Source organism: Nafulsella turpanensis ZLM-10 (assembly GCF_000346615.1).
Classification (GTDB): domain Bacteria; phylum Bacteroidota; class Bacteroidia; order Cytophagales; family Cyclobacteriaceae; genus Nafulsella; species Nafulsella turpanensis.
The window spans coordinates 31,699-56,126 of the sequence record NZ_ANNU01000005.1 but is presented as its reverse complement, the minus strand read 5'-3'; the positions used below and the strand labels follow the sequence as shown (position 1 = coordinate 56,126).

The window sequence follows — 24,428 nt, the reverse complement described above, 5'->3', positions numbered from 1 at the left end:
AAAGTAGGTTGTAGATTAGGAGGGCTGTACAAATAGGAAGTATAAATGCTTTAGCCAACTCTCAGGATAAAAAAAGGCTGCCGGTTCAGGCAGCCTTTGAAATTGGCAAGTTGATCAGGTTAAACTTTTTAGGAAGCGGGTACTTCTTCACCCTCTTCCAGTGTAATGGTTCGGGTAACAGGGTTAAAGGGGCTTTCGACCAGGTTGCCCTCTGCATCGAGCAACTCCAGTTTAATAGTATTTTCGCCCATGGGTAAGCCCTCGAGGAAGTAAGGCTGCCACTCTGTAATCATAAACTCCTGGTCATTAACAGTCGCACGTACTTTATATCCATCTTCGGCCAGCTCAGTATTTACCAGGTAAAAGTCGAGCATTATTTTATCGGTTTCTCCTTCGCCGGTATAAGTGCCTTTAGGGCGGCTGTAAAACATGTGCGGCGCATTCAGGTCTACTTCCTCTTCCGGTACATCGCCTACGGTAAACTGGCGGAGTACATAGGCTTCGGGGTGCTTAAGGCTCATGTGGAAAGAGCGGGAAAGGAAAGCCAGTTCTACATAATTGCCGGGCTCCAGCTTTTTTTGATAAGTGGTTTCATAAAGTGCATCGTAAGGCCTGTTATTCAATATAAGGTGAATGTGCTGTCCTTTGTCGGAATTGGCTATCATGGTGGCATGGTCTGCCTTTGTCATTTCCGTCAGCTGGTAATTCTTAACATTAAACTCGAAAGGAACCAGCCCTGGTTCTAATACTGCTCCTTCGGCAGGAACATTCTGCTCCAGAATGGCATTGGCAAACTGGGTATCTTCCTCAATAGGAGTGAGAATGATCTCTTCGGCTACCGGCTCTTCAGTTTCGGCAATAACTTCGACTTCTCCTTCCTCGGTTTCTTGTTGTCCGCTATCGCAGGCATAAAAAAAAGTGGCTGAAAACAGACTAGCTAAAAGAATTGATTTTTTCATAGCGTTTTGTGGTTGGTTGTTATTTGCGAAGGTATTTAATTTAAAAGTTGTTTAAAAATTTATTAGTTTGCATTTCAAACAAACTACCTTATGAGCAAAGTGTTATATGATGAAATTCCCTCCCTGGATTTAGCTGATTTTCTGAGCAATGATCCGAAGCGGAAGAATAAATTTGTACAGGAATTAGGTGCTGCATATACCAACATAGGCTTTGTAGCCATTAAAAACCATGGCCTTTCAGAAGCACTGACAAGCCAGCTTTACGATGTAATTAAACGCTTCTTTCAGCTGCCTGATGAGGTGAAGTTAAAATATGCCAAGCCTGAGCTTGCAGGCCAGCGCGGATATACGCCTAAAGGAAAAGAGCATGCCAAGGGCCGTAGCACAGGCGACCTGAAGGAATTCTACCATGTCGGGCAGGAGGTAACCGATGCCAGCGATCCAATCAAAAAAGAATACCCGGATAATGTGTGGCCAACGGAACTGCCGGAAATGCAGGATGTTTGCCTTGAGGCTTACCGCACTCTTGAGCAGGCAGGTAAAAACATGTTGAAGGCCATTGCCCTTTTCCTTGAGCTGGACGAGAATTATTTCGAAGACAAGGTAAAATTTGGTAACAGCATTCTTCGCCCTATCCATTATTTCCCTATCGAAAACCCGGATGCTGTTCCGGCCGATGCAGTACGTGCGGCGGAACATGGTGACATTAACCTGATAACCCTGCTCATGGGGGCCAGCGCCGATGGCCTGCAGGTACTTCGTCGCGACGGGCAGTGGATTCCGATAACCGCCCTGCCGGAGCAGATAGTGGTAAACGTAGGCGATATGCTGGCGCGGCATACCAACGATAAGCTGAAGTCGACCATTCACCGGGTGGTGAACCCTCCACGCGAAAAAATGAATTCTTCGCGTTACTCGATTCCTTTCTTTATGCATCCACGTTCAGAGATGGACCTGAGCTGCCTGGAAGGATGTATCGATGCAGAGCACCCCAAGCAGTACGATGATATTACTGCAGGAGAATTCCTGAACCAGCGTCTGGCAGAAATTGGCCTGAAGAAATAATCGGCTGAAGTGAGTTGACTAATTACTACCAAAGAATACTGTTAAAAATGCCTGGTGACCGTAGTAAAACTATGGTCGCCAGGCATTATATTTTTCTGCGCGATGTGCTGCTGTTTGCTGTTAGCGCTTTTGGAGGGCCGCAGGCCCATTTTGCGCTCATGTTTGATCTGTTTGTAGAGAAGCGCCGCTACCTTACGGAAGAAGAGCTTATTGAGCTGAATGCCCTCTGCCAGATTTTACCCGGACCCACCTCTACTCAAACAGTTACGGCCATAGGTTTTAAAATAGGAGGAGCACCGCTTGCCTACCTTACTCTGCTGGTGTGGGTATTACCGGCTGTGTGCCTGATGACGGGGGCAGCAATTACCCTTTCCCATATGGAGGAGCGGAGCTTTTCAATGGAATTTACCCGCTTTATACAGCCTATGGCCGTAGGTTTTGTCGCTTTTGCTGCTTACAAGATTAGTTTTAAACTTATTCATAATCGCCTGGATATCTTCCTGATGGTGGTGGCAGCTACCATTTCCTACTATATCCGTACGCCTTACGTTTTTCCGGTGCTCCTGCTACTTTCCGGTGCGGCAACCTCTTTAAAGTACAGAATGCAGCCAAAGGAAGAAAAGCACCCTTTTAGTGTCAATTGGGCTAACTTCTTTCTCTGGGCAGGGGTGTTAATAGCAGCAGCGGTTATAGGTGCACTCACACAGTCCCTGCCTGTCCGGCTGTTCGAGAACTTTTACAGAAATGGCAGCCTTATTTTTGGGGGTGGGCAGGTGCTGGTGCCGCTGCTGTATACCGAATTTGTAGAGTTTAAGCAGTACCTCAGCTCAGAAGAATTCCTGAGTGGCTTTGCCATTGTGCAGGCAGTGCCGGGGCCTACTTTTTCTTTTACTGCCTATATAGGGGCTATGAGTATGCAGAATGGTACCGTGGGCGATCAGTTAATAGGTGCTTTTGCAGCCACGGCAGGAGTCTTCCTGCCCGGCACTTTCCTGATCTTTTTTGTAATTCGGTTCTGGGATAAGCTCAAGAAGTACAGGCCGGTGAGGGCTTCACTGGAAGGAATAAACGCCGCGAGTGCCGGGGTGGTTATTGGCGCAGCGATATTGCTTTTCGAGCCTATTCCTTCTACCAGCATTAATATTGGCATCATTCTGCTGACTTTTGGTGTGCTACTGTTAACCCGCATTCCGGCCCCTGTTATTATTATTGGAGGATTACTGCTGGGCTGGCTGGTTTAAGCAGAAGGAATTTCAAAGAGGTGGCTGCCATCTTTCTCTATATTTAGTCGTACTCTTCTTCCTACCGGAACAGCCATATTTAGCGGCTCATGGCCTACAGGCAATCCAAAGGCTAAAGGGTAAGAATATTCCGCAGTATGTTCCTGAATAATTTCATAGGCTGTTTTACCAAAAGGGATAGTATTGTCGTTCATGGCCGACATATGCCCTACCACCAGGCCTGCCAGCTCTGCCAGTTTTCCGGCGCGTTTTAGCTGTACCAGCATTCTGTCTACATGGTAGAGGTATTCATCCAGGTCTTCGATAAAAAGGATCTTTCCGCGGTAGTCCGGGTCGGAAGGAGTGCCGATAAGATGGTTGAGGATGGAAAGATTGCCGCCGATGATTTCTCCACTGGCCAGCCCGGGGCGATTAAAGGAGTGTGAAGGCGCTTTCATTTCAAAGGGTTTGCCTTCCAGTAAATGGAAGAGGCTCTCCACGCTGGTTCTTTTTTCGGCATTTTCTGTATCGAAAAGAGCCGCCATGGTACAGTGCATGCTTTCGATACCTTTGCGTTGGAGGTGACACAGAATAGCGGTAACATCGCTAAAGCCGCAAATCCATTTTGGCTGGCGATCTAGTAAAGACCAGTCGATCTTATCGACAATCCGACTGGTTCCGTAGCCGCCACGGGCACAAATAATTGCCTTTACTTCCTGGTCCTGCAGGAGGGTGTGCATGTCAGTAATTCTTTCGGCATCGGTGCCGGCAAACTGATGAGCATCGGCAAAAAGGTTTGGAGCAAGCTTTACCCTGTATCCTAAGCCTTCCATTATCCTAACTGCCTTATGGATGGTGGCTGCCTCGGTTTTTCGGGCAGTGGAGAGGATGCCAATGGTGTCGCCTTGGGTTAGAAAAGGAGGTTGCATAAGCAGTAGATCAGTAGCGAAGCCCTTGTAAAGCTTCAAATGAAACCATAAAAAAGCCCCGGAGCAAACTGCAGCGGGGCTTATAAAGATAAGAGATATTTTTTATTCCTGGGTAGGAGTAATTCCCATTTTCTTCAATATCAGGTTTGAGATATCGTGGCTCTGGTCTGATACGAACAGAAGAGTAGGTACACCGGCTACTTCTGAGTTAAGTACGTGTGTATAGTTATTTTCTGCAGCTACAACGTCTATATTTTTCTGAATTTTATCGTAAGCCGGCGCCAAAAGGTCAGCTTCTTTCTTCTGGATTAGCTGCTGGGCATCGCGCTGGAATTTCTCGATGCGACCCTGTAGTTCGCGTAATTCAGTTTCTTTCTGCTGGCGAATTTCCGGCAGCATGGTTTCGGCACTCTGCTGGTAAGTAGTCGCCTTGGTTTGAAGCTCCTGGTACTGCGACTGAAGCTGGTTAGAGAGCTGCTTTTCATATTCCATCAGCTGCTGCTCTATTTGCTTATACTCCGGCATTTCGCTCAAAATATAATTAACACTGGCGTAGCCGATTTTTATTGGCTTATTAGTGGTTCCCTGCGCAAATACTGAAAATCCGGCAAGCATTAATGCTGTTAAAGCAAGTACAAATTTGTTTTTCATGAGCACTATCAGTTTAATTAACTTATTTTATTGTATCGGTTTTATCTCCAAGGCCTAATTCTTCGAGTACATAATCGGTATAATCGTGTACCGGATTGGTGTAAATCATGGTAAGGCCTCCTGCTTTGTCAAATACTATCTGCAGCTTTTGCTTTACGGCAACGGTTTCTACTGCTTCAAATACTTTTTCCTGTACCGGCTGAAGTATTTCCTGCTGCTTGAGGAAAAAAAGGCCTTCAAAGCCAAATACCTGTTTCTGGTATTCTTTTAGTTCCTCTTCCTTCTTTTTAATCTCTGCCAGCCTTTGCTTTTTCATGGCTTCGGTCAGCAGTACTTCTTCGGCCTGCAGGGCACTGTACATGGCATCGATTTCTTTTTGTTTGTCTTTAATTTCGTCCTGCCATGCAAGTGATACCTTTTCTATTTCCTGCTGGGCTCCTGCAAACTCAGGCATCTGCCCCAGGATATAGTTTGTATCAACATATCCAAATTTCTGGCCAAAAATTGAATTTGAGACCAAAAAAAGGAAAAAAATTAAAAAAAAGTGTCTTTTCATACGATTTATCTGATTTGCTGCCCGATAGTGAAGTGGAACTGCGAACCATTCTGCTCCGGAAGGCCTGGGATTTCGTCGAAGCCATACGCCCAGTCAATACCAATAAGGCCAAAGGCTGGCATAAAGATACGGGCGCCAATACCAGCCGAGCGGTACAGGTCAAACGGATTAAATTCGCGGTAACTTCCCCAGTTATTACCCGCTTCGCCAAAGGCCTGCAGGTAAATAGTAGCAGCAGGGTTTAAAGATAAAGGGTAGCGTAGTTGTAACGTAAACTTATTATATACCACCCCGCCGGTACCGGTTGTACGGTTACCAACTCTCGGGCCGATACTGGTGGTTTCATATCCTCTCAGGCCAATAATGTCGCGGCCAATATAGTAACCACCTGCCTGACCTGACATGCCATCGCCACCTAATACAAAGCGCTCGAAAGGACCAATAGGGTTGCCGCTACCATAGGAGCCAATGAAGCCCATATTTGCTTTGGCATTTAGAACAAGGTCTCCGATTATCTGGGTAAAGAAATCGGCATCGAACATGTATTTGTGGTATTCTACCCACTGGAATCTTTCTTCTGTGCTCAGCTCTTCATAATTCTTTTCATTGAAAAGAGAATAAGGAGGCGTAAAGCTTGCCTGCAGAGAGAGGGAGGAACCTCCTCTTGGATACATAGGATAGTTGATGCTGTTTCTGGCAATGGTCGTATTCAGGGTAACTGTATTGGCGTTTCCATTGTACAAACCAAAGCTCTCGAAGGGAGCATATGCATATGGGCTTGGCCGGCCATTCTCATCCAGCTTGGCAAATATGTCGTAGTAGAGGTAAGATACAGAGTTCTGCAGGGTAAAGAAGTCGTCAGGCCACCTAATCCGGCGGCCCAGGCCTACGGTTGCACTGGTAACACTGATACGGCCTACTTCTTCATTGAAATCTAAAAGAGCCCTTCCATAGGGGTAGCTACGGTTAATTGAATGGCTTAAGTTAACGGAAAAGGCATTAGGACGACGACCCCCTAACCAGGGCTCTACGAAAGAAAATGAATAGGTCTGGTATCGGCGTCCGCTGGCCTGTACCCGTAATGCAAGGGTTTGCCCGTCGCCAACCGGCAGCGGATCCCAGGAGCGTGGCTTCAGGATGTTCTGGATGGAAAAGTTATTAAAAACAAGGCCAAGGGTACCAATAAAGCCTCCGGCCCCATAGCTGCTACGTCCGCCCCAGCCTGCCGATAATTCAATCTGGTCGGTTGGCTTTTCTACTACAGTATACTCAATATCAACCGTACCATCCTGTGGGTTTGGTATTGGTTGCATACCGAAGTTTTCCTGATCGAAGAAGCCAAGTGCCAGAATTTCGCGCTGGGTACGAATTAACTTTTCGCGGCTGAATTTTTCGCCGGGGAGCGTGCGCACCTCCCGCAAAATAACATGATCCTTTGTACGGTCGTTGCCATTGATGATTACCCGCTTAATAGTGGCCTGTGGCCCTTCTGTCAATCGGATCTCTAAATCGATAGAGTCGCCCTCTACGGCTACCTCTACCGGATTGGCATTAAAGAACAGATAGCCATTATCCATGTACAGCGCACTTACATCGCTACCCATGGGGTTGTAGTGAAGCTTTTTGTCGATAAGGGCCATGTCGTAGATATCTCCCTTTTCCACTCCAAGGATACGGTTAAGCAAACTATCGCTGTGAACATAGTTTCCTTCCCAGCTGATATCTCTAAAATAATACCGGTCCCCTTCATCTACCCTCAGGTTAAGGCTAATCATGTTCTTCTTTGGGGAGTTCAGGATGGTATCGCTTACAATTTTGGCATCGCGGTAACCCTGCGAATTGTAGAAGTCAATTACGGCCTCTTTGTCTGCCTCAAAATCTTCGCGAATAAATTTAGAGCCGCTAAAGATATTTGCTTTTACATGGGTGGCAAGATAATCCTTAATATCCTGCGGTTCTGTTTCTTTTTTATTGCTAAAAAATTCTACCAGGTCGGAAGGGCGGAAGTTAATGGCCCTGCGAATAAGGTCTTCGAAGAGGGTAATCCGGGGCTTTTCTTTGGTGCTCCGCATTTTTGACTTTAAGCGGGAGTCGGCAATGTTTTCGTTGCCAATGAAGTTAATCTGGTCGATTTTAATTTTCGGGTTTTTATCGACCAGAATATTCAGCTTTACACTGTTGGTTTGAGTGGTGTCTTTTTCAGGTACCACGCGTACCTCTGCATTAAGGAACCCCTTATCTACATAATGGTCGCGGATGGTCATTTCGGTATTCTTGATGAGGGCATCTGTCACCACCCTTCCACGAATTACCTTTATTTTATCCTGAAGGGTTTTTTGCTGCGATTTATTAACACCACTGATGTTGATGCTCGTTAGGCGTGGTCTTTCCTTGAGGTCGATGTTCAGGTATACCTTGTCGCCTTCTACTTTCGAAATACTGATACTTGCATCGCCGATAATGCCCTGCTTCCAGAGCTTATTAATAGCGGAACTAAGGGCATCGCCCGGAATGGTAATTCTATCGCCTACCCTCAGACCTGCCACTGAGATAAGGGCATCGGTATTGAGCGTTTCAACGCCGGATACTTTTATTTCGGCAATTTCATATTCCTTAGGATTGGCGTAGTTAAGGTCGATATTTTCGGAAGAGCGGTTAGGTTTGCGTACGCCAACTCCAATCTGTGCCTGCACTACCACAGGGAGTAAAACAACTAAAGTGGCTAAGATATATCTCTTCATCCGTTCTGTTTCAGGTTTATTTGTTCACTGGTTTTGCCAAACCGTCTTTCTCTTTGCTGGTAAGCATAAATAGCTTCATACAAATGTTCCCGGCGAAAATCAGGCCAAAGAATTTCGGTTATATATAATTCGGTATAAGCTAACTGCCATAGCATAAAATTGCTGATGCGCATTTCGCCACTGGTACGGATAAGGAGTTCCGGGTCCGGAATGCTGTGGGTATTCAGGTGGTTCTCGAAAAGAGACTCATCAATAGCCTCCGGGGCGATGGTGCCGGCGGCAACTTTGCGGCTTAGTTCTTTTACAGCATTCATTATTTCCCAGCGGCCACTGTAGCTGAGCGCAAGAACCAGCGTAAGTCCGGTGTTTTGGCTGGTTTGAGCAATGGCATCTTTTAATTGCTGCCGGCAGCCCTCCGGGAGGGTAAGGAGGTTGCCAATTGCCATTAACCGCACATTGTTTTTCTGGAGGGTATTCAGCTCTTTTCGGATGGTCATAACCAGAAGCTCCATCAGGGCATTGACCTCTGCCTTGGGCCGGTTCCAGTTTTCTGTAGAAAAGGCATAAAGGGTCAGGTATTTTACTCCCAGCTCTGCACATGCCTCTGTAGTATCCCGAACTGCCTCAATGGCATTTTTATGTCCGAAAATCCTCATGGCCCCCTTCTTTTTTGCCCAACGTCCGTTACCATCCATTATAACGGCTACGTGCTCCGGCAAATTATGTAAATCAAGATTTTCTTTCATTCCCTGTTGTATGCTGCAAATTAATTTGCAAAGCTACAAAATTTGGTATTTTAATCGGTAAGGATGGTAAAGTTTCTTTGAGATAAAGGGCTTTTATTCAAAGGTAAAAGGACAGGGAATAGTCCAGAAGGTATAACTTAAAGTGAAGCCGGTAAAATAGTACCAGTCTTTGTTATGGATGTTTCCATACTGGTAGTCTTTGTCAAAACCATTTTCCTCGGGAAGGAAGGCTCCAACATTATCGATATAGTCGAAAAAGGTTTTGCGGGCACCCCATTCATAGCCGAGTGTAAGGTAGGGGGTAAGCATGTATTTTATGCCAATTCCCACAGGTATGGAAGGCTGGATTCTGCTGTAGTCCGTTGCTCTCTGGCCATGTCCCCTGCTCATAAATACTGCAACCCCTCCAAAAAAGTAAGGTGACCAGCGAACAAGTGATTTTGGATCTTTATAATCCAGAAAGTTGTACTCAACCACTGCGCCTATTTCTGTTTGGGTTACGGTAAAACTAGGGTCAGCGCGCTGCCCGGCAAAAGCATCAAAGGGAGGCTGATCACTGCCTGTAAGGAGACCCAGACTAAGGCTCCCTCTCAGGCTTACAGCCTCATTAAGGTTATAGCGGTAAAACAACCAGCCTGCCGGGCGGTGGGTAAGCAGGCTGTAACTTCTCGATAGTTCTCCGGTATAGTTTGCTGCTCCAAGGCCAATGCCAATATCATGTTTTTGACCTGCAGCGGGAGTCAGCAGCCAGAGAAAGGCTAGCATAAAAAAAGGAAAAGCCCTTAAAGGCCTTCCCTTAATTGTTGAAATGAGTGCTGTTAATTTCTTACCTGAATTTTGCATTACGTATGTTCGTTCCAATAATATAGGTTAATTGAAATTTTGTTACCAGGTAAACGTCCCAGTCGTCTTTTCCGCGTATGTTCGGAAATTCCTCTGTCCCTCTGCTTCCGTACCCGCTTATGAGCTCGTATGGAAGGTCACCAAAATCCGGCGGAACCTGCCCATATAAATGAGTACCGTTAATGTGCTCACGAATGTAATTAAGATCCCGTTCCTCTCCGCTAAGGGCGGCGAAAGGCTCTTTCGAGCGATCGGCCATTAAGCGGGCCAGGTTTGCTTCCGGTGTATCTCCAAACTCTTCCGGATTTACATACAGGCCACTTACATCGTCGAGGTAATCTGTAAAAGTTTGGTGGTACGAAAGTTCAAACGAAATATCAACGAATCTGTTTAACCTGTACCGCACACCTGCTCCAAGCGGGATGGCAAACTGCCAGTTGCTGTAGGGTTCAACGCCTGAATTTTCAATATATTGCCCTTCTGTGCCTAAGGGTTTTAAGGCAATCCAATCGCCGGGCGAAACACCTCCATAGCGGAGATCATTTTCTTCAATAGGCTGTGCATTACCAATATTATAATGGTAAGCATCAACCGAAGGCACTTTGGCCTTTGGATTGTGGTGGAAAATGGCAAGGCCAACAGAGACAAACGGGATTAGCTGAGGCCGGGTAATGAAGGTGCGATGGTGAGGAATAAAATCGAAAACATATTCAAGTGAAAGTTCCTTTATATCATTTCGGAAGTGGAGGTTGCGCACATAACGGTATTTGGAATCCTCACCGAATGGATCTGCTTTAAAATCATCTGCCTGGAGTCGGCCCCACATAAAGTTTCCTCTCATAAAGGAACGGGGACCCATGCGATACATGCCTGTTACGCCCACACCGGGGCGGGTATAAGAAACAGAGGTGCTGGCAAAATGGCTTTGGGGAGTCAGATCGCCAAAATAATTAAATGCGTTTACTGTAAAGCCAACAGACAGGTACCTTTTATTTTTGGCGAAAGGCATGCGGCGGCCTCTGAACTGCGAAATGCGCTGTCCCAGGACATCCGAAGAAATAAGTATACCCACCATAAAGAGGGAAAAGAGCAGGAGAAGTTTTTTCATAGATAACAAGGCAATAGGTACAGAGATACAATCGCATCCTGCGGGAGTACACAAAATTATTAATAGTTAGAAGAAAAAAAACTTCAATAATTCCTGTTATCTAACCCCCAGTTAAGCTTCTGCCGGAGGGTATCAAAGAAGTTGTATCCGGTGAGTTTCACCAGTTTAGCCCGGAAGTTTTCCTTGCGTACGGCCATTTGTATGGAAGCATCGACTGTTCTGGAGCGGGAGTCGAGCGAAACGAGGAAGTTTTTACTACGTCCTTCAATCTCGAACGAGAGCACACTATTGTCAGAAACTACCATAGGTCTTACATACAGGTTGTGGGGGCTTACAGGGGTTACGACAAAGTTGTTGGACTGCGGCAGTACCAGAGGGCCGCCACAGCTCAGCGAATAACCTGTAGAACCTGTGGGGGTAGCAACAATCAGACCATCGGCCCAGTACGAATTTAAAAACTCTCCATCGATATAGGTATGGACCACGATCATGGAAGAGGTGTCCTTTTTCAGAATGGCAAACTCGTTCAGGCCAAAACCCATGCCTTCGAACAGGTCTTCATCGGCATCGAGGCGAATAAGGGTACGGTAGTCGTAGGTAAAGTAGTTGTTGTAGAGGGCGTCTATTACGGCTTTAATTTTATCTTTTGGCGTAGTAGCCAAAAAGCCGAGGCGGCCGGTATTAACCCCCACGAGTGGTAGTTCGGCTTCTCTTACGTAGGTGAGGGTGTCGAGCAGCGTACCATCGCCCCCAAGGCTAAACATAAAGTCAAGCTCGTGGAGGCTGTCCTTTTTGCTGAAGGTCTCCACCTTGTCGATACGAAGCCCGTACTTTCGGACTTCTTTAAGAAAATGCTGAGAGAGGTATAGCTGGGCCTGCCGCCGGTAAAGCTCACCAATTACTTCCTGAATGTAAGGGCATGTTTCTTTACTGAGCGTTTTTCCATGTAAAGCAACTTTCATAAGCCGGGGCAGAGTTAAATTTAAATATCCAGGTACCGGAGGAGAATGTCCAGCCGCTCTTTATCATTCGAAATAATCTCCGATTCCTGAAAGCTTGCAATAATTTTATATCCAAAGCGCTCCAAAGTAGCAATTATGCGCGACAGATCTGTTTTATTTACCTTAACAGTGAGCTTAATCTTAGATGGATCAAGAGAGTCGTTGCTAACCGAGGAGCACAATATTTTGGCATTATCAGACTCAATAAGGCGGCTGATCTCGGCCAGCGAATAGTCGATTTGTTTTAGCGAAAGGATAAAAATAGCACCCGGGCTTTGCACGGCAGCGGTTTGCGCAAAAGCAGCAATGGTATCGTCGAGCGTAATAGTGCCCTTATAAGTTCCCTCCAAATCCAGCACAGGAACAGTCTGAACATTAAAATCGGCAGCAGCCTTAATAATATCGAAGAAATGCTGGTTTTCATAGACAAAGCACTGCCTGTCGACCAGCGGAAAGTTTTGGACCAGTGCCTCTTTCTGGTGGGAGTCTCCATTATCCTGTTCCGATAGGTGTGGGTCGCGCAGCAGGCCAACATAAACCCCATTTTCCATAACCGGTAGCTCGTTCAGGCGGAGATCTTCCATCCAGTCAAGGGCTTTATGAACCTTGTCGGTAGTTTGTACAGGTGAGATAATAGGGTTTATGAGTTCAGAGGCTATCATGCCGCTTGGGTTTTATCGTTGGTTGCTTCTAAAAATTCGGCCAGTATATCATTAAACTTCTCCGGGTGCTCCATCATAGGCGCATGGCAGCATTTATCAATAAACCGGAGCGTGGAGTTGGGAATAAGGCGGTTAAATTCATGTGCTACCATGGGGGGGGTAATGGTATCGTTCAGCCCCCATATCAGCAGCGTAGGTGCCTTAATGTTCGGAATATCCTCGGCCATATTGTGGCGTTGTGCCGACTTGGCAATCGCTACAATGCGCATACATTTAGGAATGCTCTTGGTGGTTTCAAACACCTCGTCGATGTACTCTTTGGTGGCGGTGGCAGGGTTATAAAAGGTATACTCAACACGCTCTTTTATATACTCATAGCTTCCCCGCTTAGGGTAAGAGCCGCCCATACCATTTTCGAAAAGTCCGGAGCTTCCTGTAAGAATAAGGCGTTCCACTTTATCGGGGTTTTCGAGCGTATACATCATGGCTACATGGCCACCAAGGGAATTGCCCATCACTGTCATCTTTTCAAAGCCTTTTTGCTTTACAAAGCCGGTAAGGTGCTTGACCAGTCCTTCGAGACCGGCTTGCCGCAGGGGCATTTCATATATCGGGAGCAGTGGGATTACCACTTTATATTCACCTTTAAATCGGTCTATTACGCCATCCCAATTGCTGAGCGCACCAAATAATCCGTGCAGGAGCAACAGTACTTTTCCTTCTCCTTCTTCTATGTATTGGAAATCTCCTTCTTCTTTAACGGCATTCTTCATGTGTTCACTTATTACGCTAAATATTCTACATCAGATGTCTTCATCGACAATATTATTGAAACGCAGCCAATTTTTTAACATTGCCAACCCGCTTTCTGTTAAAATGGCTTCCGGATGGAATTGCACCCCCCTAATGGGCAGGTGCTTATGTTTTATGGCCATAATTTCTCCACTATCTGTGGCAGCAATGCTGCTAAGAGCTTCGGGCAGGCTGTTTAATACCAGCGAGTGGTAACGTACAACCTTTAGCTGCCTTGCCAGCCCATTGAAGAGGTAATCCTCTTCGCAGTTGATCATGGAAATTTTTCCATGCATGGGCTTGTGCGCCTTTTCAAGCGCTGCGCCAAAGAACTGCCCGATGGCCTGGTGCCCCAGGCATATGCCTAATATAGGCAATTTATTATAAAAGGTCCCAAGGACCTGTAGCAGTCTGCCGGCTTTGGCTGGTGTTTCAGGGCCCGGCGAAAGCACAATTCCTTTTAAATTTAATTCGCTGAGTTGCTCCGGGCTTACCTGGTTGTTAAGTACAACACACTCAGCCCCTGCCTGCCTGAGGTAATCTGCCAGATTATAGGTAAAGGAATCGAAATTATCTAAAAGCAGAACCACTTTTAATGAATTAATAACATGCTGTTCCTGATTTAATGCCGGGGAGCAGGCTCAGGGTTGCACATAAACTTTTGGCTGAAGCAGATTTTGAATGGCAGGTAATACATCGCCCATCATGCCAAATACCTGGGGCGCAAAAGGCTCCAGTACTGGATACACAAATGAATCGGCCACTGCTTCGGCAGGAAGTTTGACCTCAAGGGTATTGATAAGCCAGATGAGTACACTTAAGGCCAGCGCCCACTTTAGCAGGCCCACCATGGCACCGATAAGGTTGTCGAAGGTGCCAAAGAAGGTCATGTCCAGGATTTTTTTCAGTGCTTTACCCAGCAGGTTAATACCCACGACAATGGCAGCAAAAAGCAACAGAAAGGCGATGTAGGGCAGCAGGCTTTCGTTAATGTCGAGCTGTGTGCCCAGCAGGTCCATAGCCCACTGCAGCAATTGAAAGCCTGCAATAAGGGCTACAACAAGGGCTATTATGCCAATGACTTCGAGCAACAGGCCTTTGGTGTAGCCTTTGTACGCTCCTAACAGCAGGAGCAGTAAAAGAACAATATCAACAGCGCTCAATTATCCCTGCTCTCCAAGTAAACTTTTAACCATGGCCGAAATGGCTTTACCATCTGCCCGACCTGCCATTGACTTAGTGGCCGGGCCCATTACCTTTCCCATGTCCTGTGGGCTGCTGGCACCTGTTTGGCTTATTATTTTCTCCAGCTCTGCGCGCATTTCATCTTCCGATAACTGTTTGGGCAGGTATTTTTCAATTACTGCCAGCTCTGCTTCTTCTTTTTCTGCCAGGTCTTCACGTCCTTGTTCGCGAAAAACGGCTAAAGACTCCCGCCTTTGGTTGGCAGCTTTGGTTAATAGCTTGAGCTCGGTTTCAGGCAGGAGATCTTCCTGTGCACCCTTCTCTGTTTCGGCCAGCAGAATCATGGATTTTAGCGCCCTCAGGGCCCGCAGCTGATCCTTTTCCTTATTCCGCATAGCGGTTTTAATATCCTCGTCTATCTGGTGCTTTAGCGACATGCTCTTTATTTTTTAGGTTGCAATTCTGTACCTTTGCAACAAATTTAACTATTAAACTCTTTACAAAAAAGTGCGGGCTTCCTGCCGGATTAGTAATTCCTCCCGTTAAAGCCATCGCCCGTCAAAACTTTTGGCCTATGACTAAGCTGAGTGTAAATATAAATAAAATTGCCACCTTACGGAATGCCCGTGGCGGAAATAAACCCGATGTTGTGCAGGTGGCGCAGGATTGCGAGCGTTTTGGAGCGCAGGGAATTACGGTACATCCCCGGCCCGATGAGCGGCATATCCGCCTGAGTGATGTAATGGCCCTGAAGGAGGTAGTAACCACTGAGTTTAATATTGAAGGGTACCCCGATGAGCGGTATATGCGAATAATTGAAGAGGTAAGGCCCGCCCAGGCTACCCTGGTGCCCGATCCGCCCCATGTGCTTACCTCCAATGCCGGATGGGATACCTATGCCCGAAAAGAGCAGCTACAGGAGGTTATTGCCCAAATTAAGGGCTGGGGTGTGCGCACCTCTATTTTTGTGGAGCCGGAAGAATTAATGGTCGAAGGAGCTGCGGCCTGTGGAACTGACCGTATTGAACTGTATACCGAAGCCTATGCCCGCGGCTACCACAATAATAAAGAAGAGGCCGTTCAGGCATATGCCAATGCTGCTTACAGGGCAAAAGCGTTGGGCCTGGGCATAAATGCCGGCCACGACCTTGACCTTGAGAACCTTGCATTTCTGAAAAGAAGCATTCCTTATATCGATGAGGTTTCCATTGGCCATGCCTTAATAAGCGATGCATTGTATTACGGTCTTGAAAACACTATTCAGATGTACCTGCGGAAGTTGAATATCGAGCCATAAGATATATGTTTACCGTCTTGTGTCCTATGTCTAATGTCTTATACCTTTTTTTAATATGAAGTTACACTATCGCGAATTGGGCGAGGGAGCCCCCATAATTATCTTACACGGCCTCTTCGGTTCTTCCGATAACTGGCTGAGCGTAGGTAAAGAACTGAGCGGCGACTATAAAGTATACCTGCTCGACCAGCGCAACCATGGCGACTCGCCACACAGCTCTTCTTTTACCTACACCGATATGGCTGCAGACCTGGAAGAATTTATTACGGGACACAAAATTGAGGACCCGGTAATTATGGGGCATTCAATGGGTGGAAAAACAGTAATGAAGTTCGCCCTGTCTCATCCTGATTTACTTCAAAAACTTATTGTGGTAGATATAGCGCCGCGCTATTATCCTGTGCATCATGAGGTAATTCTGCAGGGTCTGCAGGCGATTGATATCAACTCCTTAAAAACCAGGCGCGAGGCCGATGCTACGCTGGCAGAATATGTGCCTGAGCTGGGGGTGCGGCAGTTTTTATTGAAGAATTTAGGTAGAAAGACCGAAGGAGGTTATGAATGGAAGATTAACCTGCCGGTAATAAATGAAAAAATTGAGAATGTAGGCGAAGGCTTAAAGGAAGAGGAGCATTTTGAAAAGCCGACCCTCTTTATTCGGGGAGCGAATTCGGGTTACATAAAAGACGCCGATAAAGCCCTGATTCAGCAAATCTTTCCGCAGTCTCAGGTGCAGACCATTACAGGCGCCGGGCACTGGATGCATGCCGAAAAGCCGGAAGAATTTGAGAAGGTTGTTAGGGCATTTCTGGAAAGCTGATATTTTACTGCACTTTTAGCGGAAGCGGTTAATGAGGTAAAGTGCCAGTGATAGCAGAATACTGAGGATAATGCTGGTGGCCAGCGGAAAATAGAAAGTGAAGTTTTTCTTTTTAACCACAATGTCTCCCGGCATTTTGCCGAAAAAAGGAATCCGGTCGAAGAAATAGAGAATCAGTCCTGCCAGAAAAAGCAGACCACCAATAACTAAAAGTGATTTTCCGATTTGCTGCATTGCCAAAGAATTAAAAATGAAGAATTAAGAATTAGAAATGAGATTTACTTTTAATTAATCTTAGCGGTACTTCTTCTCTGGCGTTAGGGTACCGATTCCTGTCCTGCTCATGATTGCTCCTGCCCTGTGTCTTATATCTGATATCCATTGTCTCATGTCTTCCGTCTCACCTCTCAAAGTCTATGAACAAAATTAAAGGAAAACTTTTTTTAATTCCTTCGGTAATTGCCGAAAATACAGCCGGTACGGTGCTTTCAGGGCAGGTTTATGAAGTCTGCCGAAATACAACTTTTTATCTTGCTGAAAACATTCGGACCGCCCGAAGGTTTATCAGTAGTTTGGAACTGGGTATTTCTATTCCTGAACTTCAGTTTTCTTTGCTGGATAAAAAAACACCTGATGCCGAGGTTGCCGCGCTCATGCAGCCTTTACTGCAGGGGAAGGACGTAGGAGTCTTATCTGAAGCGGGTTGCCCCGGAGTAGCCGACCCTGGTGCACGGGCAGTGGCCTGGGCCCATAAAAACGGCGTGCAGGTGGTGCCGCTGGTGGGACCTTCTTCCATATTGCTGGCCCTGATGGCTTCGGGCATGAGCGGACAGCATTTTGCTTTTCATGGTTATTTGCCGGTAAAGAGCCCCGAAAAGGTGCAGGCTATCCGGCAGCTCGAAAAGCAGGCACAACAAGGGCAAACCCAGATTTTTATGGAAACGCCTTATAGAAATAATCAGCTGCTGAGCGATTTGCTCCAGCACTGCCACCCGGCCAGCTCTTTATGTGTTGCCAGTGGTGTTACAGGAGAGGGCGAATTTATCAGGACACTTTCTGTTGCGGAATGGAAAAAACAGAAGGTGGATTTACATAAAATTCCTACTATCTTTCTGCTGGGAACAGTAAAAAATTAAACTATGAGGCTAAGTATTTGGCCTTTGAGCGAAATGTTACCTGTAATTTTATATTTTTTTTAATTCACCTAAATTTGAGCTTTCTTTAGAAACCATTAAAACTTTTTCTCTATGTCATATTTATTTACTTCAGAGTCAGTATCTGAAGGACACCCGGATAAAATTGCGGATCAGATATCAGATGCAATTCTTGATGCCATGCTGGCACAGGATCCTGATTCGCGTGTAGCCTGCGAAACTTTTGTAACGACCGGACTGGTAGTAGTGGGGGGTGAGGTTACAACTAAAGCCTATGTTGAAATCCCGGATATCGTGCGTGATACCATTAAAAAGATTGGCTATACACACGATGACTTTAAATTCGATGCAGAATCATGCGGTGTAATGGTTACCCTGCACTCTCAGTCGCCCGATATTGCACAGGGTGTAGACGAAGGCGAAGATAAGGAGCAGGGTGCAGGCGATCAGGGCATGATGTTTGGCTATGCGACCAAAGAAACGCCTGAATACATGCCCATGGCCCTTGCATATTCGCACCGCCTGGTAAAGCGACTGGCCGACATCCGCAAGCAGGAGCGGGAGCTGATGCCTTACCTGCGCCCCGATGCCAAGGCACAGGTAACCATTGAATACGATAATAATGACCGCCCTGTACGGGTACATACCGTGGTGGTATCGACACAGCACAGCAACTTTATTAAGCCGGAGAACGATTCGCGCGAAGCCCGACTGGCGGCCGATAAAAAAATGCTGGATAAAATTCGCCAGGATGTTATCGAGCATGTTGTGAAGAAGGTTGTGCCGGCCGAAATGCTGGACGATGAAACTGTTTTCCACATTAACCCAACCGGTAAGTTTGTAATTGGTGGTCCACACGGCGATGCCGGCTTAACAGGTCGTAAAATTATTGTGGATACCTACGGTGGCAAAGGAGCCCACGGTGGTGGCGCTTTCTCCGGAAAAGATTCCTCTAAAGTAGACCGTAGTGCCGCTTATGCAGCCCGCCATATTGCTAAAAACCTGGTGGCAGCTGGTGTAGCAGATGAGGCGCTGGTGCAGGTGGCCTATGCTATTGGGGTAGCCAAGCCGGTATCGCTGAATGTTTCTACTTTTGGTAAGGCTAAAGTAGATATGAGTGACTCCGAAATTAGTAAGGTGGTGAATGAGCTGTTTGATATGCGCCCTAAGGCAATCGTAGAACGCTTTGCGCTTAAAACACCTATTTTCAGCGAAACTGCCGCTTACGGTCATATGGGGCGTGAGGCGTATAAAAAAGAAGTGGAGCTGAATATTGTAGAGATGGAGGAGAACGAGCAGGAGAAGCGTGAAATCCGTCGTAAAGAAAATCGTGAGCTCGAATTCTTCGGATGGGAAAGACTCGATTACGTAGATAAAATTAAGAAAGCATTTAAGCTGTAAAAGGCAATCTGTAAATCATAAAAAAAACCGGAAGTTTCGCTTCCGGTTTTTTTATGATGTTTAAAATCTGTTAAGGATGTGAAGCCTGCTTTTCCTTCACCTTCTTTATCTGGCGGCGCATGGCTTCCACGCAGGCATCTACGCCGGCTTCAAAGTTCTTGGCCTGCTCCTTTGCAAAAAGTCTGTTGCCAGGTACGTTAATGAGCAGTTCCACCACTGCATTTTCTTCTGTATTGTTGTTGCTTCTCTTCAGAAACACTTCACAGTCTACAATTCGGTCGTAAAAAGTTTCGAGTTTATCTACCTTCTTCTGAATAAAGTCGTTCAGTCTGTCGTCGGACTCAATGTCGATGTAACGAATGTCTATCTTCATAGTAGTAAGGGTTATGTGTTTAACTATGCCTTCGGATGTGCCTGTTCAAAGACTTTCCGAAGTTTTTCTAATGAATTATGTGTGTACACCTGGGTTGCGGCAAGGCTGGTATGGCCCAGCAAATCTTTTACGGCATTCAAATCGGCGCCCTTGTCGAGCAGGTGTGTTGCAAAAGTATGACGTAAAACATGCGGGCTTTGTTTGTCGCTGCTCGTAAAAGTACCCAGGTATTTTTTTACCAGTCGGTAAACAAACATCGGGTAGGCCTGCTCCCCTTTATCTGTAAGAATAAGCCGTGGGTTGGCCTCCTTACCAAATAAACTGTTTTTCTGAGCCAGATATTGTTCCATTACTGCTTTCATAGCCAGGGAAACAGGAATAACCCGTTCTTTATTGCGCTTGCCGAGCACACGAATAGTACCGGCTTTCATATCTACACTTTCTTCCCGCAGACCAATGAGCTCAGCCAAACGAATGCCGGTAGCATACAGCAACTCTAACACCAGCTTGTCGCGGCTTCCGGAAAAATCGTTGGTAAAAGGAAACTGGTCGAGCAGCTGCGATAATTCCTTTTCCTGCACGAAGTGGGGAAGCGCTTTTGGTGTTTTCAAGGCTTTAATGCGCAGGCAGGGATCCTGCTGAATGAGTTCGCGCTTCAGTAAAAATTTATAGAAGGAGCGGAGGCTGGCAATTTTGCGGTTGATGCTGCGGGCCTGCAGCTTTTCATCGACCAGCGACACAATCCAGGCACGGATGTGGGTAAACTCAGCCCGGGAAAGTTCGTTTTGCTGATACTGCTCCTGCAGAAAGGCCTGAAACTGCTCCAGATCGTTTTGATAAGAAGTAAGGGTGTGGGCGCTGTAGCGCTTTTCAAAGGTGAGGTATCGGAGGTAGGTATCAATCATGTTAGCACTGCCGTGATGCAGTACTAACATAATCAAAATTTATGGAAAATGGGTTGAGGCGCTTAGAAATTTTCGCTCGCGTACATCTTCTGGCGGTAAGCGGCTTTTATCTTTTCTGTACGGCGGCTTACACTTGGTTTTTCGAAGTAATTTCTTGTGCGAACTTCCTTCAGTACACCTGTACGGTCAAATTTCTGCTTAAATCTTTTGAGCGCCCGCTCGATAGATTCGTTTTCGTTTACTTTAACAATTATCATGGATTTACACCTCCTTTCAATCGGCAGCAAACATAACATTCTTTAAGAAGGAATACAATATCTTCTGATAGGGCTATCAAAATAAAGTGCACTAAAAAAGCTGCTATCGCTTCCGGAGACCCGGTACAATAGCAGCTTATGAATATTAATAATAGCTTATTACTTCAGCAGCGCACGGGAGATAACCAGCTTCTGAATTTCAGAAGTGCCTTCGCCTATGGTACAAAGCTTGGAATCGCGGTAATGCTTCTCCACCGGATAGTCCTTCGTATACCCATAACCACCAAAAATCTGGATAGCTTCAGTCGATACTTCTACTGCTACTTCGGAAGCCATATACTTGGCCATGGCCGATTCTTTAGTCATAGGCTTGCCGGCATGCTTAAGCGCTGCTGCCTGGTAGGTAAGGAGCTCCGCTGCTTCAATTTTGGTAGCCATGTCGGCCAGTTTAAAAGCAATGCCCTGGAAGGAAGAAATTGGCTTGTTGAACTGCTGGCGCTCCTTGGAGTAAGCAATAGAGGCCTCAAGTGCGCCTTTGGCAATGCCGAGGCTCAGGGCAGCAATGGAAATGCGGCCACCATCCAGAATTTTCATGGCCTGAATAAATCCTTCACCTACTTTGCCTAAAATATTCTCTTTTGGTACGCGGCAGTCTTCGAAAATGAGCTCTGTAGTTTCGGAGGCACGCATACCCAGTTTATCTTCTTTGCGACCTGCTTTAAAGCCTGGAGTGCCTTTTTCAATTACAAAAGCGGTCATGCCATGCGAGTCGCCGGTTTCGCCGGTGCGGGCAATCACAACCGCTACATTGCCGGATTTACCGTGGGTAATAAAGTTTTTGGCTCCATTCAGTACGTAATGGTCGCCATCTTCCTTTGCCACAGTTTTCATGTTTCCTGCATCAGAGCCGGTATTAGGCTCGGTAAGCCCCCAGGCGCCAATCCATTCGGCGGTCGCCAGCTTAGGCAGCCACTTCTTTTTCTGTTCTTCGTTACCGAAGGTAAGGATGTGGTTTGTGCAGAGAGAGTTATGGGCGGCCATGGAAAGGCCAATGGCGCCATCGGCTTTAGATATTTCTACAATAGCGGCCACATATTCGAAGTAAGTAAAGCCTGCTCCTCCATACTCCTGAGGTACTAGAACGCCCATCAGGCCCAGTTCACCCATTTTTTTAAAGAGTGGTACCGGAAATTCCTGTGTCTCGTCCCATTCGCGGCGGAAAGGCGTGATTTCACGTTCGGCAAAATCGCGGCACATATCTGCAACCATTTTCTGGTTTTCGCCGTATTCAAAGTTCATGCCTGCTGCCTCAGGCTGTGCGATCGTATTGTCCGTCATCGTTCAAGATTTTTAAAAAATTGGAAGTTAAGCAAACTAACATTCGTTCGTAAAATTAGTATTTTATTTTTTCTTTTTACTTACAGCAAACTAGTTTTATCAACCCATTCGGAATAGATTTGTATAGAATTTAATTTTTTTTAGCTAAAAACCACCCATTTATGAGAATTGCAGTAGTAGGTACGGGCTATGTTGGCCTTGTTACCGGAACATGCTTTGCTGAAACAGGTAATCACGTTACCTGTGTTGATATCGATGAAAAGAAAGTACAGAAGCTCCAGAGCGGTAAAATGACCATATACGAGCCGGGCCTGGATATCCTGTTTGAACGAAATATAGAGCAAAACCGCCTCGAGTTTACAACCAGTCTGGCCGAAGGAATTAAAGGTGCCGATGTAATCTTCCTGGCATTACCAACCCCTCCCGGAGAAGATGGCTCTGCCGACCTGCGGTATATCCTGAAGGTTGCGGAAGATTTAGGTCCTCTGCTGGAAAAATATACTGTTGTGGTTGATAAAAGCACCGTGCCTGTAGGTACGGCTGAAAAAGTACGGGCAAAAATTGCAGAAAAAGCAAACGTAGAATTTGATGTGGTGTCGAATCCGGAGTTCCTGCGAGAAGGGGTGGCAGTGGAAGACTTTATGAAGCCGGACAGGGTAGTGATCGGTACCAATTCCGGGAAAGCCCGCAAAATAATGGAGCGCCTGTACGCCCCACTGGTACGCCAGGGCAATCCTGTTATTTTTATGGATGAGAAGTCGGCCGAGCTGACGAAATATGCAGCCAACTCTTTCCTGGCCACGAAAATTACCTTCATGAACGAAATTGCTAACCTGTGCGAGAAGCTGGGTGCCAATGTCGATGATGTTCGTCGTGGAGTGGGTACGGATACGCGTATAGGGAAGCGCTTCCTGTTTGCCGGCATTGGCTATGGTGGCAGCTGCTTCCCGAAAGATGTACAGGCCCTGGCTAAATCATCTTCCGATGTGGATTACGACTTTAAAATCCTGCAGTCGGTGATGGATATCAATCATAAGCAGAAGACGAAGCTCATTCCGAAGGTGAAAGAATATTTTGGTGGCGACCTTACAGGAAAAACCATCGCCATCTGGGGACTTTCCTTCAAGCCTTATACCGACGATATACGCGAAGCGCCTGCCCTTTATAACATCGAGGAGCTTTTGGCTGCCGGCGCCAAGGTGAAAGCCTACGACCCTGAAGCTATTGAGCATGTTAAAGAGCTGATGGGCGATAAGGTAGAGTTTTGCACCAACTACTATGAGTGCGCCGAAGGAGCCGATGCCCTCATGATTATGACCGAATGGCCGGTGTTCCGTACTCCTGAATTCGACCGCCTCGAGAAAGCCCTGAAAAATAAAGTGATATTTGATGGTCGTAACCTTTACGATCCTGAAAATATGGAAGAATTAGGTTTTACCTACTATAGCATAGGAAGGAGAGTAGTCAATGGCTAAGGAAAAAGTATTAGTAACAGGGGGAGCCGGCTTTTTAGGCTCCCACCTTTGCGACCGCTTCATTAAGGAGGGCTATCATGTTATTGCCATGGATAACCTCATTACCGGTTCCATGGAAAACATCGAGCACCTGATGGGCCACCCGGATTTTGAGTATTACCACTGCGATGTATCGAAATTCGTACACGTGCCGGGCGAGCTAAAGTATATCCTTCACTTTGCCTCTCCTGCCAGCCCTATTGATTACCTTAAAATGCCCATCCAAACCCTGAAAGTAGGTTCGCTGGGCACACATAATCTGCTGGGGCTTGCCAAGGCCAAAGGAGCCCGTATGTTGATAGCCTCCACTTCCGAGGTATATGGCGACCCCCTGGTGCACCCGCAAACCGAGGATTACTGGGGCAATGTAAACCCTGTTGGACCGAGGGGGGTCTATGATGAAGCGAAACGCTTCCAGGAAGCCATGACCATGGCCTACCATACTTTCCACGGTCTCGAAACCCGCATTGTGCGTATCTTTAATACCTATGGTCCTCGCATGCGCCTCGACGATGGCCGCGTACTGCCAGCCTTTATCGGTCAGGCTCTGCAGGGGAAAGACCTTACCATATTTGGAGATGGCTCACAAACCCGTTCTTTCTGCTATGTCGACGACCTTATAGAAGGTATCTATCGCCTGCTCCTGAGCGACTATGCACAGCCGGTAAACATTGGCAACCCCGATGAGATTACTATAGGTGAGTTTGCAGAAGAAATTATTCGTTTAACCGGCACAGACCAGAAGGTAGTGTATAAGCCGCTTCCGCAGGATGATCCAAAGCAGCGCCGTCCCGATATCAGCGTCGCGAAAAAGATACTGGGCTGGAAGCCAAAGTACAGCCGTGCCGAAGGCCTGAAGCCAACATATGAATACTTCAAAAAGAAGATTCTGAAAAAAGAAGTCATTTAGT

General features: G+C 46.5%; 27 protein-coding genes. 8 read left to right on the top strand and 19 right to left on the bottom strand.

The genetic code is table 11. The annotated features are described in order from the left end of the window. Positions 1-128 precede the first annotated feature (128 nt). Entirely contained in the window at positions 129-959 is an 831-nt protein-coding gene (locus tag F752_RS0101880; RefSeq protein WP_017730026.1) for a hypothetical protein, read from the bottom strand. A gap of 90 nt (positions 960-1,049) precedes the next feature. Here F752_RS0101880 and F752_RS0101875 point away from each other — a divergent pair, with 90 nt between their 5' ends. Next, entirely contained in the window at positions 1,050-2,024 is a 975-nt protein-coding gene (locus tag F752_RS0101875) for an isopenicillin N synthase family dioxygenase (RefSeq protein WP_017730025.1), read from the top strand. Between the two features lie 71 nt (positions 2,025-2,095). After that, a complete protein-coding gene (gene chrA, locus F752_RS0101870) occupies positions 2,096-3,265 on the top strand; it encodes a chromate efflux transporter (protein ID WP_017730024.1) in 1,170 nt (389 codons plus the stop codon). Here the strand turns inward: chrA and F752_RS0101865 are convergent. From F752_RS0101865 to F752_RS0101805, 13 genes are all read right to left on the bottom strand, one after another. Next, positions 3,262-4,173, bottom strand: a complete 912-nt coding sequence (locus tag F752_RS0101865; protein WP_017730023.1) for a S66 peptidase family protein — start codon at positions 4,171-4,173, stop codon at positions 3,262-3,264. The two genes, chrA and F752_RS0101865, sit on opposite strands and share 4 nt — an antisense overlap. A gap of 102 nt (positions 4,174-4,275) precedes the next feature. After that, entirely contained in the window at positions 4,276-4,824 is a 549-nt protein-coding gene (locus F752_RS0101860) for an OmpH family outer membrane protein (protein WP_017730022.1), read from the bottom strand. Between the two features lie 22 nt (positions 4,825-4,846). Continuing rightward, the gene (locus F752_RS0101855; RefSeq protein ID WP_017730021.1) at positions 4,847-5,380 is read right to left on the bottom strand and encodes an OmpH family outer membrane protein; all 534 of its coding nucleotides are present in this window, start codon (positions 5,378-5,380) and stop codon (positions 4,847-4,849) included. 5 nt (positions 5,381-5,385) lie between these two features. Continuing rightward, positions 5,386-8,121 carry a BamA/OMP85 family outer membrane protein gene (locus F752_RS0101850; RefSeq protein ID WP_017730020.1) on the bottom strand — a complete coding sequence of 912 codons (2,736 nt, stop codon included), beginning with the start codon at positions 8,119-8,121 and terminating at the stop codon, positions 5,386-5,388. Next, positions 8,118-8,867, bottom strand: coding sequence for an isoprenyl transferase (locus F752_RS0101845; RefSeq protein WP_017730019.1), 750 nt, complete (start codon positions 8,865-8,867; stop codon positions 8,118-8,120). Before F752_RS0101845 ends, F752_RS0101850 begins: the two co-directional genes overlap by 4 nt. Before the next feature lie 93 nt (positions 8,868-8,960). Continuing rightward, on the bottom strand, positions 8,961-9,632 hold the full coding sequence (gene porG / locus F752_RS0101840) for a type IX secretion system protein PorG (protein WP_040664006.1): 672 nt from the start codon (positions 9,630-9,632) through the stop codon (positions 8,961-8,963). A 61-nt stretch (positions 9,633-9,693) separates the two neighbouring features. Beyond that, the gene (locus F752_RS0101835) at positions 9,694-10,818 is read right to left on the bottom strand and encodes a DUF6089 family protein (RefSeq protein ID WP_026135445.1); all 1,125 of its coding nucleotides are present in this window, start codon (positions 10,816-10,818) and stop codon (positions 9,694-9,696) included. Positions 10,819-10,901: 83 nt separating this feature from the next. Next, positions 10,902-11,780, bottom strand: coding sequence for an NAD kinase (locus F752_RS0101830; protein ID WP_017730016.1), 879 nt, complete (start codon positions 11,778-11,780; stop codon positions 10,902-10,904). Positions 11,781-11,800: 20 nt separating this feature from the next. After that, positions 11,801-12,481: a CBS domain-containing protein gene (locus tag F752_RS0101825; protein ID WP_017730015.1), complete on the bottom strand. Its 681-nt coding sequence runs from the start codon at positions 12,479-12,481 to the stop codon at positions 11,801-11,803. Then, positions 12,478-13,254, bottom strand: coding sequence for an alpha/beta fold hydrolase (locus tag F752_RS0101820; protein ID WP_017730014.1), 777 nt, complete (start codon positions 13,252-13,254; stop codon positions 12,478-12,480). Before F752_RS0101820 ends, F752_RS0101825 begins: the two co-directional genes overlap by 4 nt. A 30-nt stretch (positions 13,255-13,284) precedes the next feature. Further along, a complete protein-coding gene (locus F752_RS0101815) occupies positions 13,285-13,863 on the bottom strand; it encodes an anthranilate synthase component II (protein WP_017730013.1) in 579 nt (192 codons plus the stop codon). A 51-nt stretch (positions 13,864-13,914) separates the two neighbouring features. Beyond that, positions 13,915-14,436 (bottom strand): CvpA family protein, encoded by a 522-nt coding sequence (locus F752_RS0101810; RefSeq protein WP_017730012.1) that lies wholly within the window; start codon positions 14,434-14,436, stop codon positions 13,915-13,917. Further along, positions 14,437-14,895 carry a GatB/YqeY domain-containing protein gene (locus tag F752_RS0101805; protein ID WP_017730011.1) on the bottom strand — a complete coding sequence of 153 codons (459 nt, stop codon included), beginning with the start codon at positions 14,893-14,895 and terminating at the stop codon, positions 14,437-14,439. Between the two features lie 137 nt (positions 14,896-15,032). On the opposite strand from F752_RS0101805, the gene F752_RS0101800 reads away from it, so the two are divergent. Continuing rightward, a complete protein-coding gene (locus tag F752_RS0101800; protein WP_017730010.1) occupies positions 15,033-15,755 on the top strand; it encodes a pyridoxine 5'-phosphate synthase in 723 nt (240 codons plus the stop codon). A gap of 55 nt (positions 15,756-15,810) precedes the next feature. Then, a complete protein-coding gene (locus F752_RS0101795) occupies positions 15,811-16,575 on the top strand; it encodes an alpha/beta fold hydrolase (RefSeq protein ID WP_017730009.1) in 765 nt (254 codons plus the stop codon). Positions 16,576-16,590: 15 nt separating this feature from the next. On the opposite strand, the gene F752_RS0101790 is transcribed toward F752_RS0101795, so the two are convergent. Continuing rightward, complete coding sequence (locus F752_RS0101790; RefSeq protein WP_017730008.1) at positions 16,591-16,809, bottom strand: DUF2905 domain-containing protein; 219 nt, start codon at positions 16,807-16,809, stop codon at positions 16,591-16,593. 182 nt (positions 16,810-16,991) lie between these two features. On the opposite strand from F752_RS0101790, the gene F752_RS0101785 reads away from it, so the two are divergent. Further along, on the top strand, positions 16,992-17,711 hold the full coding sequence (locus F752_RS0101785; protein WP_017730007.1) for an SAM-dependent methyltransferase: 720 nt from the start codon (positions 16,992-16,994) through the stop codon (positions 17,709-17,711). Between the two features lie 111 nt (positions 17,712-17,822). Next, on the top strand, positions 17,823-19,130 hold the full coding sequence (metK, locus tag F752_RS0101780) for a methionine adenosyltransferase (protein WP_017730006.1): 1,308 nt from the start codon (positions 17,823-17,825) through the stop codon (positions 19,128-19,130). Positions 19,131-19,200: 70 nt separating this feature from the next. On the opposite strand, the gene hpf is transcribed toward metK, so the two are convergent. The 4 genes from hpf to F752_RS0101760 all read right to left on the bottom strand — a co-directional run bounded on the left by hpf (position 19,201) and on the right by F752_RS0101760 (position 21,964). Then, on the bottom strand, positions 19,201-19,503 hold the full coding sequence (gene hpf / locus F752_RS0101775) for a ribosome hibernation-promoting factor, HPF/YfiA family (protein ID WP_017730005.1): 303 nt from the start codon (positions 19,501-19,503) through the stop codon (positions 19,201-19,203). 23 nt (positions 19,504-19,526) lie between these two features. Beyond that, on the bottom strand, positions 19,527-20,438 hold the full coding sequence (locus F752_RS0101770; RefSeq protein WP_017730004.1) for a tyrosine-type recombinase/integrase: 912 nt from the start codon (positions 20,436-20,438) through the stop codon (positions 19,527-19,529). A gap of 32 nt (positions 20,439-20,470) precedes the next feature. After that, entirely contained in the window at positions 20,471-20,665 is a 195-nt protein-coding gene (gene rpsU, locus F752_RS0101765; protein ID WP_017730003.1) for a 30S ribosomal protein S21, read from the bottom strand. A 159-nt stretch (positions 20,666-20,824) separates the two neighbouring features. Then, positions 20,825-21,964: an acyl-CoA dehydrogenase gene (locus F752_RS0101760; protein WP_026135443.1), complete on the bottom strand. Its 1,140-nt coding sequence runs from the start codon at positions 21,962-21,964 to the stop codon at positions 20,825-20,827. A gap of 200 nt (positions 21,965-22,164) precedes the next feature. On the opposite strand from F752_RS0101760, the gene F752_RS0101755 reads away from it, so the two are divergent. Next, positions 22,165-23,478 (top strand): UDP-glucose dehydrogenase family protein, encoded by a 1,314-nt coding sequence (locus tag F752_RS0101755; RefSeq protein WP_017730001.1) that lies wholly within the window; start codon positions 22,165-22,167, stop codon positions 23,476-23,478. Next, entirely contained in the window at positions 23,471-24,427 is a 957-nt protein-coding gene (locus tag F752_RS0101750; RefSeq protein WP_017730000.1) for a UDP-glucuronic acid decarboxylase family protein, read from the top strand. Before F752_RS0101755 ends, F752_RS0101750 begins: the two co-directional genes overlap by 8 nt. Position 24,428 lies beyond the last annotated feature (1 nt).